Source organism: Martelella sp. K41-7 (assembly GCF_055808365.1).
Window position 1 is genome coordinate 1,402,468 of record NZ_CM147867.1, and the last position, 15,206, is coordinate 1,417,673.

A 15,206-nucleotide genomic window follows, 5' to 3' on the forward strand; every position below is an offset into this window, starting at 1 on the left:
TCAGCTATTCTCCGGCGATTTCGTCTTGACGACGAGGCTGTCATCCTCGGTTTCTGCGAGAAACCTGGCGAAATAGCGCTTGAGTTTCGGGATTTTGACCAGCTCATCCATCGAATATTTGTGGGCGTCGCGGACAAGCGTCGAGGGGTTGAAATAGGCCTCGGCGTTTTCCGGCGTCAGCACGAATGGCGGCAGGCCCTCACGACCGAGAATATAGCTCATGATCAGCGCGCCGGTGCGGTGGTTGCCTTCGATGAATAGCTGAGGGCGGCTCAAAACCCGGACATAGACGCCTGCAGCGCGCTTGCGCACAGGTTTGCTCTTGCTGCGCGCGTACCAATCGACGAGGCCGCCGATATCGCCGAGCTCGCGGTCATAGAAGTGCTCTTCGGTGCGGATGACGTGGTTGCTGAATTCCGAGCGGCTTTCGCGCGAAGAACCACACAGGACCAGATGGTTGAGCTCCAGCAGGTGATGAAATTCGCCAAGCTTGAGGATATCGGTGCCATCCCGCAGCAGCCCGTTTACATAGGCATAGCCTTCCAGCATGTGCTCGACGACACTGTCGGGCATGCCGTCGCGGTGCATGGTCAAAAGCGCATTGATCCGGTCAAACTGGCGCTGTGTTTCGCGCAGTCTGGCTTCAATCCTGGCAAGGTCAAGACTGTGCTTGAACATGTCGCTTTCCAGTGGTTCCGGGACCGGGGTTGCGCAACCCTTGAAGGTCGCTGTGCTGACATAACGCCCGCTATCGTAGCGGTCGGGCGCGGGCTAGATCAATGGGAAGCCCTGTCTGGCATTCACGCGGCCGGCGTGCAGACTATATCAAAAGGGCGGCTTTACCGAGAAAGCCGCCCGAAAGACAAAATGCCGATAACGGAATTCAGCCTTAGCTGAACTCGCCCGAGAGGTATTCCTTAGTGAGGTTTTCCTTCGGGTTTTCGAATACCTGCTTGGTGTCGCCAACCTCAACGAGGAAGCCTGTACGGCCGCCCTGCGTCATGTCGACGGAGAAGAACGCCGTCTTGTCGGCAACGCGGATCGCTTGCTGCATGTTATGGGTCACAATCGCGACGGTGTAGTCCTTCTTGAGCTGCAGCATCAGCTCCTCGATCTGCCGCGTGGCGATTGGGTCGAGAGCGGAGCAGGGCTCATCCATCAGCAGAACGGTCGGTTCGGTGGCAATCGCGCGGGCAATGCACAGACGCTGCTGCTGGCCGCCGGAAAGCGACAGGCCGTTCTGCTTCAGCTTGTCCTTGACCTCGTTCCAGAGCGCGGCGCGGCGCAGCGCCTTTTCAACGCGGCCGGAAATGTCACCCTTGAAACCGTTGAGGCGCAGGCCGAAGGCAACGTTTTCGAAAATGCTCATCGAGAACGGGTTCGGCTGCTGAAACACCATGCCGATATGGCGGCGGACGACCACGGGGTCGACATTCTTGCCGTAAACATCCTGGCCGAGGAAGTGGACATGGCCTTCAAGGCGGAAGATCGGGATCAGGTCGTTCATGCGGTTCAGAGAACGCAGCACGGTCGATTTGCCACAGCCCGACGGGCCGATGAAGCCGGTGATCTTGCCCTTTTCGATGTCGACTGCTGCATCGCGTACGGCAAGGAAATCGCCGTAGTAGATTTTGTCGATGTTTGCGCCAATCGCGACATCGCCGGCGGCCTGCTGTGCAGCAGTGGCCTCAAGCTTGTTCATTTCCATTTCCATAGACATCGTAAACGACCTTTATCTCTTACACGCGGCGAGTGCCGAACGAGCGACTGAGAATGTTGAAAACAAGCACGATCAAGACCAGTACGAGAGAGGCTGTCCATGCAAGTTCAATCTGGTTTTCATAGGGCATTGCCGAAAAATTGTAGATCAAAATCGACAATGATGCTGTCGGCTCCGTAAAGCTTCCGATCCAGTAATTCGAAAAGAGTGCCGTAAACAGAAGCGGGGCCGATTCACCGGACGCACCCGCCACTGCGAGCATTACACCGGTCATAACACCCGGAAGCGCTGTCGGCAAAACAATTTTTGTCGCAACCTGGGTCGAATTGCACCCCATTCCGTAGGCGGCATCCTTCATGCGCTGCGGCACCATCCTGAAGGCCTGTTCGGCCGTCAGCAGCACGGTTGGCAGCATCAGGATCGACAGCGATACGCCACCGGCTATTGCCGAATAGGTCTTCATCACAATCACCAGCCAGGCGTAGACAAAAACACCGGAGAGGATTGAGGGAAAGCCGGTCAGCACCTTGCCGACAAACCGGATGAGGGCGGATATCCGGCTGTCCGGGTTGAGAAGCCCGGTGTAAAGGCCGCCGAGAATGCCGATCGGGATCGAGATCAGCGATGCTATCGCGACCATGACCAGGGTGCCGACGATGGCGTTACCGATACCGCCGCCCTGCTCGAAAGGGGCGGGTGGAAGTTCCGTGAAGATGGCCGTAGAGATGCGCAGGCCACCGCGGCTGATCAGCATCCATAGCACCGAGATCAGCGGGATGGCGGCAATGCCGGCCAGTATCCACAAGGTTACAGTCTGAAGGAAGTTCATCAGCGTGCGGCGCTCGCCGAAGGAGAAGCTGAGATTCGGATCGCCAAGGGCGACCACTTCGGGGTTCATTGTCGTCTGTTCCGTCGTGCTCATGGTCTGATCATCCTCAGGTGACGGTCTGGCGCGAAGTATAATTCATTATGATCGTGCCGATGAAATTGACGGCCATGGTGATCACCAGAAGAACGACGGCGGCGTACATCAGCGGACCAATCTGGTTCGCGCCGGCCTCCGGGAAGGTGGAGGCAAGCAGCGAGGCCAGCGTGGTGGCCGGCGAAAACAGCGACAGCGAGACTTGCTGGGCATTGCCGATCAGCATGGCGAGCGCCATGGTCTCTCCGAGCGCGCGGCCGAAACCGAGCACCAGCGAGGCAAAAATGCCGCCGGAAGCCGTTGGGATGATGACCTTGCGGATGGCTTCCCACTTGGTGGTGCCCATGCCGTAGGCCGCTTCCTGGATCTTCATCGGGATCGCCTTGAAAGCGTCCTGGGAGATCGCCGCCACCGTCGGCAGGATCATGATCGACAGGACGATCATTGCCGGAAACATCCCGGGACCGGCAAGCTTGGTCGAAAAGAACGGTATGAAGGGCAGGGTTTCATGCAGCCAGTTGGCCATCGGCCGGATGGCCGGGATCAGAACATAGATGCCCCAAAGACCGTATACCACGGATGGGATCGCCGCGAGCATTTCCACGATCAGGCGGAACACCCATGCAAGGCGCGCATTGAGAAAACCCTGCGTGAGAAAGATCGCCACCGAAATGCCGAGAACGCCGCCGAACAGCAGGGCCAGGAATGAAGAATAAAGCGTTCCCCAGATTTCAGCCAGAATGCCGTATTCGTTCTTATTCGGATTCCACTCGACCGTGGTCAGGAAGCCAAGCCCATATTCGCGCATTGCCGGTGCGGCCAGGGCGCCGAGCTTCCAGAAGATGTAGACCAGAAGCAGGACGGTCAGAACGCCTGCGGCCAATGTCAAAATACGAAAGGATTTATCGTAACCGTATTCGAAAGCGGTCGGCGGTCTCGAAACGCTGCCGACTTTAGGCTCAGCGTTTTTCGTTTTGTCGGCCATCAAGCGGGCTCCTACTGGCGAAGATCGGGGTGTTTTCCCCGTGATCTGAAAAGCTCAGGCGTAAACGGGTCTTAAACGGATCAAACCGGGGCGCATTGGAAACACGCCCCGGCACAAGACAGCGTACTGCCTCGATTACTTGATTTCTGCGACCGACTTGCGATCAAGTTCGACAACGCTTTCCGGCAGCGGAATGTAGCCGAGCTTGTCAGCCATGTCCTGGCCGGTGGTCAGGCCGTAGTCGACCATTTTCTTCAGTGCGGCAACGGTGTCGGCATCCTGGCCCTGCTTGTAGAGAAGCAGCCAGGTGAAGGTTGCGATCGGGTAAGCCTGTTCACCCTTCGGGTCGGTGATGAACGCGCGGTTCATGTCGTCGAATTCAGCCGAAGCAAGGGCGGCCTTACCAGCGTCTGCACCGGCTGCAACATAGTTGCCGGCCTGGTTTTCGAGCATGGCGTAAGGCGTTTTGGTCTGCTGGGCGTAACCGTATTCGATGTAGCCGATCGCACCGGGCGTCTGCTTGATCGTGGCGGTGATGCCCTGGTTGCCCGGAGCGGCAATGAAGTTCGAAGCCTTCGGCCACGGAACAGTCTTGCCGGCGCCGACAGTGCTTTCAAAATCGGAGCTGATGGCAGCCAGGTGGTTGGTGAAGTTGAAGCTCGTGCCGGAAGAGTCCGAACGGACAACGACGGTGATGTCTTCGTCGGGGAGGTCGACACCGTCATTGGCAGCGGCGATGGCCGGGTCATTCCACTTGGTGACTTCGCCAAGGAAAATCTTCGGGTAAACGTCGCGCGGCAGCTTCAGATCGGAAACGCCGTCAAGATTGAAGGCGAGAACGACTTCACCGGCCGTCATCGGCAGGAGAACAACGCCGCCTTCGACCTTGGCGATTTCTTCATCGTCCATGGCTGCGTCGGAAGCAGCGAAGTCAACAACACCGTTGATGAAGTCTTCGATGCCAGCGCCCGAACCCTTGGACTGGTAGTTGACCTGAATACCGGTCTTCTGGCCAAAATCCTTAAACCAGGCCGAGTAGAGCGGGAAGGGGAAAGAGGCGCCGGAGCCCGTCAGCTGAACATCCTGAGCCTGGGCAACAGTGCCGGATACCAGCATGGCGGCTGCAACGGCGGCAACCTTAGCGCCCGTGGAAAAATTTCCGATTTTCATCAGATAGCCCTTTTGAGGTTTGGTTGAAAACGCAAGTCGTATAACAACGAAATAATAGCAAGCATAGTATGTTGTAAAAAATTCATATTTCGGGGAAAAACCAGTGTTTTCTTTCAAAAAACCGTCATACAACTGTCGTAAAACTGTCATAAACAAACTAGACTTACGATAGTACTTTTCAGCTCGGCGAAGCTGCGCCATTCCCGTCTGAGGCATTTCCTCACTGGCGCGCTTTGGTTACGATAGCCACGATGGTGCTGAAGCCCTGCTTGACATAGAGCAAGGCGAATATTGATCCGCCGTCTAGTTTCGCCGCCGGCCAGCCGCTTCGGCGATATCCACCGTTCTTCAATCCGCGTATGAAATCAGGAGAGGCAATGACTGAAACAGGCACCCCGGACCATGCGCTGCGCGGTTTGCATGAAGATACCGTCGCAGAGCTACTTTTACGGCAGAGGCAGCTTGAAAAGGCAGCGCTGGTAGCACTTGAGGCAGGGCGTATCCTGATGGAAACCGGCGCGAAATCCGGGGTCGTTCGCGAGGGGGTACAGAAGGTGGCGGCGGGCCTCGGCGTCAAGAGTGCCGATATCCGTGTCGGTTTCGCATCGATCTCGACAACGGTTGGCGACGGCGTGTGCACCTCGACCCACATGGTCGGTGTGGGGCATCACGGTGTCAATATGCGTATAAACCACCGCGTCCGCGAAATCTGCGCAGCGATGGAGGTGGGCGAGCATACGCCGGAGGAGGTGGAGAAGAAGCTTCTTGAAGCAAAGCGCATTACGCCCAAGCATCACAAATTGCTGAATGTGTTTGCTGCCGGCCTTGCCTGTGCGGCATTCGGCAGGCTTCTGGGGGCCGATGCGCCGGCTTTCGTCACCACCCTGATTGCCAGTATGATCGGCCAGTATATCCGGCTTTTGCTGCTCGAGCGGCATTACAATGCCTTTGTCGTGACTGCCACAGTTGCCTTCGCGGCGGCCGTGCTTTCCGGCCTCGGCGCAATGGCCATGGGCAGCACCATGATCGATACATCCATGAGCGCCGCGGTGTTGATGCTGGTTCCCGGCGTACCCTCGATGAACGCGCAGACGGATATCATGGAAGGGTTTCCCACGCTTGGCAGTGCCCGCTTCGTGACCGTGGCCATGATTCTCGTCTTTATCACGCTGGGTGTCGGTGCGGCCCATATCGTGCTGGGCGGCGGTCTGAACGATGCGGTCAAGTCAACGCCCAACATCGCCCATCATGCCTTCTTTGGCGCGGTCGCGGCGGCAGGCTTCGGCGTGCTGTTTAATTTCGGCTATCGCAATCTCGGCTGGGCCGCGCTCGCCGGCGCGCTGGCACTTGCGGTCAGAACGGTGTGCATGCTGAGCGGCTGGCCTCTGGAAGCAGCGTCTTTCGCGGCTGCCGTAGCGGTCGCGCTGGTGGTTGAGCTGTCCTACAACACTCCGTTCCCGGTTCGGCGCGTCGGCAATGCGATTGCCGTTGCCGGCTGTATTCCGATGGTGCCGGGAAGTGCTGCGGCCCATTGGATCATCGGCCTTCTGGAGATCACCGTGCAGCCACTTGAGAAGTCCGACATGATGCTGGCGGCAACCACCAGCGCCGGGCTTCAGGTGATCTTCACCGTCGGTGCAATCGGGGCCGGGCTCACGATGATTTCCTCCACGTTCCGCAGGCCGGAGTTTCCGACGCGTGATCACGCGGATTGAACCCGTGATCTCCGCATGGAGGAATGGATACCGGCGCAGATAAGAAAGACCCGCATGTATCGCGGGTCTTTCGTTGCTTGGGCTCTTCTCAGCGCAGGTTTGTCTTGGTCAACTGCATCAGTTCGTCGCCGCGCCCGTTGAGGATCGCGCGCATCATGTAGAGGCTGAAACCCTTGGCCTGTTCCATGGTGATCTGCGGCGGCATGGCGAGTTCCTGCTTGGCCGTCATCACATCCACCAGCACCGGCCCCGGTGTCGCGAGTGCCTCGTCGAGGGCGGCTGGAAGCGCCTTGGCATCGTCCACCTTGATGCCCTTCATACCGGCGGCTTCGGCAATGCGGGCGAAGTCGGGGCTGCTGAGATCGGTCGAATCGGAGATGTAGCCGCCAGCCTTCATTTCCATTGCGACGAAGCCAAGGGAACGATTGTGGAATACGACGATTTTGATCGGCAGGTTCAGCTGGGTGACCGAAAGCACTTCGCCCATCATCATCGCAAACCCGCCATCGCCGCACATGGCGATCACTTGACGTTTCGGATCGATGGCCTGGGCGCCGATGGCCTGTGACAGCGCGTTGGCCATGGAGCCGTGTGAAAACGAACCGATCAGCCGGCGCTTGCCGTTCATGCCGACATAGCGGGCGGCCCAGACGGTCGGTGTTCCGACATCGCAAGTGAAGATCGCATCATCAGTGGCTTTTTCGCTGAGCAGCTTGGCGACATATTGCGGGTGGATTTGTTCTTTCGCGCTCTTTTCGGTGGCCAGCGCATCCAGCCCCTCGCGTGCCTTGCGGTAATGCTTGATGGCATTGTCGAGGAATTTGCTACTGCGTTCCTTTTTCAGCTTGGGCAGCAGGGCGCGGATTGTCGACCCGACATCGCCCAAAATGCCGAGGTCGACCTGGGTATGGGCGCCAAGCGCCTCTGCGCGGGTGTCGACCTGGGCAATCTTGGCGTCTTCGGGATAGAACGCACGGTAAGGGAAGGCTGAGCCGAGAATGAGCAAGGTATCGGCCGATTCCATCGCATGGTAGCCGGAGGAGAAACCGATCAGCCCGGTCATGCCGACATCGAACCGGTTTTCATATTCGATGAATTCCTTGCCGCGCATGGCATGCACCATGGGAGACTGTAGCGCTTCGGCGAGCTCCAGAACCTCCTCACGCGCACCTGCACAGCCAGCGCCGCACAGCAGCGTGATGTTGCCACCGCTGTTGAGCAGGTCGGCCAGCGCATCGATTTCCGGTTCCTGCGGAACGATGTCCGGCTGACGTGGTGCATTCCAGCGAATTTTCGTATCCGCGGGCATTTCCTTCAGCGCAACATCACCCGGCAGAACAATGACGGCGACACCCTTCTTGGCAATAGCGGCGCGCATCGCGACTTCAAGGACATAGGGCATCTGGTCCGGCGATGAAATCAGTTCGCAATAGACGCTGCATTCGCGAAACAGCTCCTGCGGGTGGGTTTCCTGAAAATAGCCGCTGCCGATCTCGGACGAGGGGATATGGGCGGCAATCGCCAGAACGGGCACGTGGTTGCGATTGCAGTCATAAAGCCCATTGATGAGGTGGAGGTTGCCTGGCCCGCACGAGCCCGCGCAGACCGTCAGTTCGCCTGTAATATGGGCTTCGGCGCCGGCGGCAAAGGCGGCCGCTTCTTCGTGGCGGGTGCCCATCCATTCAAGCGTCTTCAGCCGGCCGATACTGTCGCTGAGGCCGTTCAGCGAGATCGCCCGTCACGCCCCAGATCCGCTTCACCCCAGCCTCGCCCAGATAGCGGGCAATGTAATGTGCGATACTCTCTGCCATGGATAAGCTCTTTTCCTTGCCTGACGCCTGGAAGCAACTGCCGGTCCGGCTGAGTGCGCCTGTATCAGCCAGATCGTCTCGCCTGGCCACCATTGCCACGCAGCTTCAGGCCGCGCAGTTCTGAAAAGAACATCGGAGATCGGTGAAGCTTAACAACAGGCTGAAAAGAGGTGAAGCCCCGGAGAATCTTTTTCCGGAGCGCATAAATGACGGTCAGAAATCACAATTTAGTTAGCTATGTCCGGCAGCCGCGAACCTGCCTGGGTGCTGCAGTGACTGAAGACAGATCACTCAGTTGTCGTCATCACAATAGAGCATGTCAAAACCGAGCGTATCGCATTCCGGTGGTCCCGGTTTGCAGGAAAGTGTCCGGCAGGCCTTGGTGTCCTTGGTCGGTATCTCGCGCTGTACCGCATGGCCGCCCTGGCTGAAACAGATTGTCGGGCTGTTGACGAATCGGTCATAGAGGGTGCGTCCACTGCCGCTCGGAGAGGGGTAGCGCAGGATTGCTGCACCTTGTTGGGCAAGAATGCCATGCACCTGATTGCACGTCATGTCCTGAATGTCGTAACGATTGATCGGTTCCTGTGCTCCGGCGGTACCGGCGGCTAGCAGGAGCACGGCTGATGCGAGTACAAGCTTCATAGTCTACCCAATGCCCTTTCAGGACTCCTCTATGGATCGTCCTTGAATACATACCATAAGGAGATATTTGACGCTATGATACAACCTGGGCAAGACGACGCAAAAATTCGTGACATTCTGCAATCGGTCAAGCGCATTGCTCTTGTCGGCGCATCGCCAAAACCAGAGCGGCCAAGCAACCGGGTCATGGGTTTTCTTCTGGAAAAGGGATTTGATGTGGTGCCGGTCAATCCAGGTCTGGCGGGCAAGGAAATTCTGTACCAGACGGTCTATGGCAGCCTTGCGGAGATACCCGGCACCATCGACATGGTCGATATCTTCCGTGCATCGGAGCATGCTGGCGGCGTGGTTGACGAGGCACTGGCACTTGACCCATTGCCCGGCGTGATCTGGATGCAACTCGATATCATTGATGAGGCGGCCGCGCGCAGGGCGGAGGCGAGAGGGCTGGACGTGATCATGGACCGGTGCCCGGCGATTGAATACCCTCGACTCATGCGCGCAGTGTAATGGCGGTCAGCCCTCGAAGCGCAGCACATCGGGATCGGCACGCATCTCACTCAGCGTTTCTGCGTTTTCGCAGTATTCCCGGAAGTGGCGGCCTGCAGTGTTGCAGGCAAGATCGTCGCGGCAGCGTTGTTTCGACCGGCATCCCGCACAATTGGCCTGCATTCCGTAATAAAGGCGTCGGTATTGAAATTCGGCCTCGACCGGGTCAATGTTGAGGGCCTTCATCATTTCGCCCATCTCGCAGGCGTCGCGGGGCTCCGCGGTGGCAAGGTCTTCGTCTGCGATCCTCTGAAGAACAGCAAGCAAGCCTGCTTCTTCACCCTCGAAATGAGAGGCGTTGCGCCAATCGGCATAACGATCATCGGCGCTGCTATCGTTGGTCAAAACATCCATTGCGATGCTCCTGCTGGTCGACAGCGATATTGACGTTTGTATAAATGACGACATTGATCTTGATCAAAACAGGGCAGGCCGCCGAGCCAATAAGGCTGGTTTGTGAAACAGGGAAGGACACTTTTTATGGAAACCAAGGTACCGGGATTTTCGACACTCTCGATCCACGCTGGCGCAGCCCCGACAGCGCCACCAATGCGAGGGCAACGCCGATCTACCAGACGACGTCGTTCGTGTTCAATGATTCCGACCATGCGGCTGCACTGTTCGGCCTGCGGGAGTTCGGAAATATCTATACACGGATCATGAACCCGACGACGGCGGTTCTGGAAGAGCGGGTTGCAGCGCTCGAAGGTGGCGCGGCAGCCCTTGCTGTTGCTTCCGGTCATGCTGCACAGCTTCTGACATTTCACATGCTGATGCAGCCGGGTGACAACTTCGTCGCGGCGCGTCGTCTCTATGGCGGCTCGATCAACCAGTTCGGTCATGCTTTTGAAAACTTCGGCTGGTCGGTGCGTTGGGCTGATTCCGACAACATCGACAGTTTTGCGGCGCAAATCGACGACCGGACCAAGGCTGTGTTCATCGAAAGCCTGGCCAACCCCGGCGGCTCTTTCGTAGACATTGCCGCGATTGCAAAGGTCGCCCATGATCACGGGCTTCCGCTGATTGTCGACAACACCATGGCGACACCCTATCTGGTTCGGCCCATCGAGCATGGTGCGGATATTGTCGTTCACTCTCTGACCAAGTTTCTTGGCGGACATGGCAATTCCATGGGGGGTATCCTCGTGGACGGCGGCACCTTCGACTGGTCGAAATCGGGACACTACCCGATGCTGAGCCAGCCGCGCGCCGAGTATGACGGTCTGGTGCTTCACGAAGCCTTCGGTCCAATGGCATTTGCGCTTGGCGCGCGCGTTTTGAGCCTGCGCGATCTTGGTCCGGCGATTTCGCCTTTCAATGCGTTTATGCTCTCTACCGGCATCGAAACCCTGCCTCTGCGCATGCAGCGTCATTGCGACAACGCGCTTGAAGTTGCGAAATGGCTGAAACAGTCCGACAAGGTCGCGTGGGTCGGCTATCCGGGTCTCGAGGACGATGCAAACCATGCGCTGCAGCAGCGCTATTCGCCGAAGGGGGCGGGTGCAGTTTTCACCTTCGGCCTGAAGGGCGGCTATGACGCCGGCAAGGCCTTCGTTGAAGGGCTTGAGGTGTTCTCGCATCTGGCCAATATCGGCGACACAAAGTCACTGGTTATCCACCCTGCATCCACAACCCATGCACAGCTTACGCCGGAGCAGCAGATTGCCGCCGGTGCCGGCCCGGATGTGGTCCGTCTTTCGGTAGGTATCGAGGATGTGGCTGATATCATTGCCGATCTCGAGCAGGCCTTTGCAAAGATCTGATCATCGGCCTTCGTCCGACTGAAACGAAACAGCGGGCGATACCGCGTATCGCCCGCTGTTTGTTATCTGTTTATCCACAGGCCCTGCGGCGAGCAGTTTCGGCTGGTCTTTACGCCTTGATGTGTTCCGGGAGCTGTCTTGGCTGTTCGCAGGCAACCACGCAGTTTCGACCCTTGTTCTTCGCTTCGTATAGTGCCCGGTCGGACTGTGAAAGCAACGCTTCTAGATCGGCGCAGCGCCCCTGATGGAAGGCTATTCCGATACTGACAGTCATTGGTGCGGAAAGTGGCGGATGATCATCTACGGCATCGGACAGCTTATGCCTGATCTTTTCGGCAATCCTGATTGCGCCGCAGACGTTGTCGACCTGGAGAAAAATGGCAAACTCCTCACCGCCGGTTCGTCCGAACAGGTATTGCTGGACCAACTCGTCTTCAACATTGCGTGTGAAGCCGACAAGGGCCAGGTCACCGGCGCCGTGTCCGAAACGATCGTTGATCAACTTGAAGTGATCAATATCGATTGAGAGATAGGCGAACAGGTCTCGCGGGGCTGCGGTCTTCAGTCGTCCTTCAATGCCTTTGAAGAGACCACGGCGGTTCAGGATGCCGGTCAGGGGGTCATTGAATGCCAGTTTTCTGAGGTTAAATTCGTGCTTTTCGATCGACAGCCAGACCGCCAGAAAAATCTTTGCTGAAAAAAGGATAAAGCTGGAAATCAGCGTGATTGAGGTCAGCGTGCTTTGAAACGGCACTGTCGGCCCCACGTACAGATACAAGATGACGATGACGAGAGCTGTGGTGGCCTCTATCGAAAGAAACCACGAAATGGACCGATGAAAGCGAACCTCGTCGAAATGTGCATGGTAATGAAGAAAATAGAGCGCAACGACGGCGATGGCGATGTCGGCAAGATAATAGCTGGCCACGGCGGCGACCAGACCGAAGGCCGATAGTCTGAAAAGAACAAATGCGCAAAACCAGACTGTCAGGCCGGTCGCTATGAATCTTACCGGACGGTTTTCGCCATAAAGGCAGAGCAGTCCTGCGGCAGCGAGCGCTTGGGAAGCCACCAGCACAACTATCGGTAATGCAAACAGCGAGGGGGCGACAGACGCGCAATAGGCCAGCCCCAGAAGTCCGATACCCATCAGCGCGAGAGAAGCAGACCAGAGCATTATAAACAGTCTTTCCCTGTTCCGCAGCCACAACGGCAATAGAAGAAAAGATAGTAAAATACAGTCTGCCGCCCAGGCAAAAACAGTCATCATGTTATATTGCAAGGCCGAAGATCGCTTCCAATGTCAGAAATAGAGCAGGCACTCTTAGCGGTCATACCGGTATGACACCATATCCGCACTGGATCATTTTTAGGTTTAAACAATTTAAATTGAGGTGTTGTCAGTCCGACCCCAAAAAGGGGCCCCAATTTCGCGGAGGTTGACAATCGCCGGGCCCCTTGATCCTGGCGGCGCTTTGAAAACCATCTCTTGAAGTGACCCGGTCAGGCACTCTATGTAGGAGAGAACGAAGATCTCGATGGAAAATGGCTCCGATCAGCCGGCCGAAGGACAGACATGACAAATCCCGTAGACACCGCGATGGCGCTTGTACCCATGGTCGTAGAGCAGACCAACCGCGGCGAGCGTTCCTATGATATCTATTCCCGCCTGCTCAAAGAGCGGATCATCTTTCTGACCGGCCCGGTCGAGGATCATCTGGCGTCGCTGATCTGCGCCCAGTTGCTGTTCCTCGAAGCGGAAAATCCAAAGAAGGAAATCGCGCTCTATATCAATTCACCCGGCGGCGTGGTGACAGCGGGTATGGCGATTTATGATACCATGCAATTTATCCGGCCGGCGGTTTCCACGCTTTGCATCGGGCAGGCGGCCTCAATGGGTTCGCTGCTGCTTGCAGCTGGTGAGAAAGGCATGCGATTTGCCACGCCGAACGCCCGCGTGATGGTACATCAGCCGTCCGGCGGCTTTCAGGGGCAGGCATCGGACATAGAGCGTCACGCACGCGATATTCTGAAGATGAAACGCCGCCTGAACGAAGTCTACGTCCGTCATTGCGGACAGACTTACGAAGAGGTTGAAAAGACGCTGGACCGTGACCATTTCATGGACGCGGGCGAGGCAAAGGATTGGGGCCTTATCGACAAGGTTATGACCTCACGAAGCGAAATCGAGGGCGGCAACTGATCCGCAGCGCGAAAACGGTCGTATTTGAAACTGTGCGACTCTGATGCGTTTGACGGTGTTATCGATTGAACGGAGCCCGGTGCGGGAGCCTTGCCTGAGGGCAATTCGGCTTCACGATTGTGTTTTTTGGCTTTAAACCGGCGCATAAGCCGTTAATAGTATGGAAAACCGGAGCTGATACCCCGGTTCCATCGAGTCGATACGGCGTTGTTTCGCGTTTGCGTCTGTTGTCTGTAAATCTGCTGCGTCGTTATGTTGCCCTTTTGTATTGCAAACATCTCGTCGTGTGGCAGGAAGCGAAATAGTTAGTGGCCGGTCCGGCGAGTTCGGGGCGGCTTACTGGAAGGAAGTGATAATGAGCAAAGTCGGCGGTAACAATGGCGGTGACTCCAAGAACACGCTCTATTGTTCCTTTTGCGGCAAGAGTCAGCACGAAGTCCGCAAGCTGATCGCTGGCCCGACGGTATTCATCTGCGATGAATGCGTCGAATTGTGCATGGACATCATCCGCGAGGAAAATAAGACCTCGATGGTGAAGTCGAGCGATGGCGTGCCGACGCCGCAGGAGATCATGGCGGTTCTGGACGAATATGTGATCGGCCAGAATCATGCCAAGCGCATTTTGTCTGTGGCGGTACATAACCACTACAAGCGCCTTTCCCACGCCTCGAAGAGTTCCGACATCGAACTTTCGAAGTCGAACATTCTCCTTGTGGGGCCAACGGGTTGCGGAAAGACGTATCTTGCGCAGACGCTTGCCCGCATCATTGACGTGCCGTTCACGATGGCTGATGCGACAACACTGACGGAAGCCGGTTATGTCGGCGAAGATGTCGAAAACATCATTCTGAAGCTGCTGCAGTCGGCCGATTATAATGTCGAACGCGCCCAGCGCGGCATCGTCTATATCGACGAGGTCGACAAGATTTCGCGCAAATCCGACAACCCGTCGATAACGCGCGATGTCTCGGGCGAAGGTGTGCAGCAGGCGCTGTTGAAGATCATGGAAGGCACGGTTGCTTCCGTACCGCCGCAGGGTGGCCGCAAGCATCCTCAGCAGGAATTCCTGCAGGTCGATACCACCAATATCCTGTTCCTGTGCGGTGGCGCCTTTGCCGGCCTCGACAAGGTGATTTCCGCGCGCGGTGAGCGCACGTCGATCGGCTTCGGGGCTTCAGTCAAAGCGGCCGAAGACCGTAAGGTCGGCGATGTGCTGCGGGACCTTGAACCGGAAGACCTTGTCAAGTTCGGCCTGATACCGGAGTTCATCGGTCGTCTTCCCGTAATCGCGACACTTGAGGATCTTGATGAGGCCGCTCTCATGCAGATCCTGACTGAGCCCAAGAATGCGTTGGTGAAACAGTATCAGCGTCTGTTCGAAATGGAGGATGTCGAGTTGAGCTTTCATGAGGATGCGCTGCTCGCGATTGCGCGCAGGGCGATAGAACGCAAGACCGGTGCCCGCGGTCTACGTTCGATCATGGAGAAGATCCTGCTCGACACGATGTTTGATCTGCCGGCACTGAAAGGTGTGCGCGAGGTCGTGATCTCGGACGAAGTCGTTTCGGGAACGTCTCAGCCGCTCTACATCTATGCCAATCGCTCGGATGACAAGGCAAACGCTTCGGCCTGACAACAATATTGGCAATCGAATCAGGAGGCAGGGCAGGGTCCCTGCCTTCGGCGTTTTTGATCTGTAACCTGCCTGAATGCTTCACCCTGT

12 protein-coding genes and 2 pseudogenes are annotated in these 15,206 nt (G+C 57.1%); 5 read left to right on the forward strand and 9 right to left on the reverse strand.

The annotated features are described in order from the left end of the window. The 5 genes from AC0L7L_RS06670 to pstS all read right to left on the reverse strand — a co-directional run bounded on the left by AC0L7L_RS06670 (window position 1) and on the right by pstS (window position 4,797). Window positions 1-678, reverse strand: coding sequence for a hypothetical protein (locus AC0L7L_RS06670; protein WP_272211007.1), 678 nt, complete (start codon window positions 676-678; stop codon window positions 1-3). Between the two features lie 211 nt (window positions 679-889). Further along, window positions 890-1,702 (reverse strand): phosphate ABC transporter ATP-binding protein PstB, encoded by an 813-nt coding sequence (gene pstB / locus AC0L7L_RS06675; protein ID WP_272211008.1) that lies wholly within the window; start codon window positions 1,700-1,702, stop codon window positions 890-892. Between the two features lie 37 nt (window positions 1,703-1,739). Further along, the gene (gene pstA / locus AC0L7L_RS06680) at window positions 1,740-2,642 is read right to left on the reverse strand and encodes a phosphate ABC transporter permease PstA (RefSeq protein WP_473512938.1); all 903 of its coding nucleotides are present in this window, start codon (window positions 2,640-2,642) and stop codon (window positions 1,740-1,742) included. Window positions 2,643-2,655: 13 nt separating this feature from the next. Next, entirely contained in the window at window positions 2,656-3,627 is a 972-nt protein-coding gene (gene pstC / locus AC0L7L_RS06685) for a phosphate ABC transporter permease subunit PstC (RefSeq protein ID WP_272211012.1), read from the reverse strand. Between the two features lie 135 nt (window positions 3,628-3,762). Further along, window positions 3,763-4,797 carry a phosphate ABC transporter substrate-binding protein PstS gene (pstS, locus tag AC0L7L_RS06690; RefSeq protein ID WP_272211014.1) on the reverse strand — a complete coding sequence of 345 codons (1,035 nt, stop codon included), beginning with the start codon at window positions 4,795-4,797 and terminating at the stop codon, window positions 3,763-3,765. 377 nt (window positions 4,798-5,174) lie between these two features. Here pstS and AC0L7L_RS06695 point away from each other — a divergent pair, with 377 nt between their 5' ends. Continuing rightward, window positions 5,175-6,512, forward strand: coding sequence for a threonine/serine exporter family protein (locus tag AC0L7L_RS06695; protein ID WP_473512941.1), 1,338 nt, complete (start codon window positions 5,175-5,177; stop codon window positions 6,510-6,512). An 88-nt stretch (window positions 6,513-6,600) separates the two neighbouring features. Here AC0L7L_RS06695 and poxB read toward each other — a convergent pair. Beyond that, window positions 6,601-8,323, reverse strand: a pseudogene (gene poxB / locus AC0L7L_RS06700) (ubiquinone-dependent pyruvate dehydrogenase). Window positions 8,324-8,614: 291 nt separating this feature from the next. Next, window positions 8,615-8,968, reverse strand: a complete 354-nt coding sequence (locus tag AC0L7L_RS06705) for a hypothetical protein (protein ID WP_473512943.1) — start codon at window positions 8,966-8,968, stop codon at window positions 8,615-8,617. A 75-nt stretch (window positions 8,969-9,043) separates the two neighbouring features. On the opposite strand from AC0L7L_RS06705, the gene AC0L7L_RS06710 reads away from it, so the two are divergent. Next, entirely contained in the window at window positions 9,044-9,478 is a 435-nt protein-coding gene (locus tag AC0L7L_RS06710; RefSeq protein ID WP_272211018.1) for a CoA-binding protein, read from the forward strand. A gap of 6 nt (window positions 9,479-9,484) precedes the next feature. Here AC0L7L_RS06710 and AC0L7L_RS06715 read toward each other — a convergent pair whose 3' ends face one another. Further along, window positions 9,485-9,871: a DUF6455 family protein gene (locus tag AC0L7L_RS06715; protein WP_272211019.1), complete on the reverse strand. Its 387-nt coding sequence runs from the start codon at window positions 9,869-9,871 to the stop codon at window positions 9,485-9,487. 126 nt (window positions 9,872-9,997) lie between these two features. Here AC0L7L_RS06715 and AC0L7L_RS06720 point away from each other — a divergent pair. After that, window positions 9,998-11,280, forward strand: a pseudogene (locus tag AC0L7L_RS06720) (O-acetylhomoserine aminocarboxypropyltransferase). A gap of 109 nt (window positions 11,281-11,389) precedes the next feature. Here the strand turns inward: AC0L7L_RS06720 and AC0L7L_RS06725 are convergent. Further along, window positions 11,390-12,550, reverse strand: a complete 1,161-nt coding sequence (locus AC0L7L_RS06725; RefSeq protein WP_473512946.1) for a GGDEF domain-containing protein — start codon at window positions 12,548-12,550, stop codon at window positions 11,390-11,392. 306 nt (window positions 12,551-12,856) lie between these two features. Between AC0L7L_RS06725 and clpP the strand changes: the two genes are divergently transcribed. Both clpP and clpX read left to right on the forward strand, forming a co-directional pair. After that, window positions 12,857-13,483: an ATP-dependent Clp endopeptidase proteolytic subunit ClpP gene (gene clpP, locus AC0L7L_RS06730; RefSeq protein ID WP_138749102.1), complete on the forward strand. Its 627-nt coding sequence runs from the start codon at window positions 12,857-12,859 to the stop codon at window positions 13,481-13,483. A gap of 355 nt (window positions 13,484-13,838) precedes the next feature. Continuing rightward, a complete protein-coding gene (gene clpX / locus AC0L7L_RS06735; protein WP_473512948.1) occupies window positions 13,839-15,116 on the forward strand; it encodes an ATP-dependent Clp protease ATP-binding subunit ClpX in 1,278 nt (425 codons plus the stop codon). The last annotated feature ends 90 nt before the right edge of the window (window positions 15,117-15,206 follow it).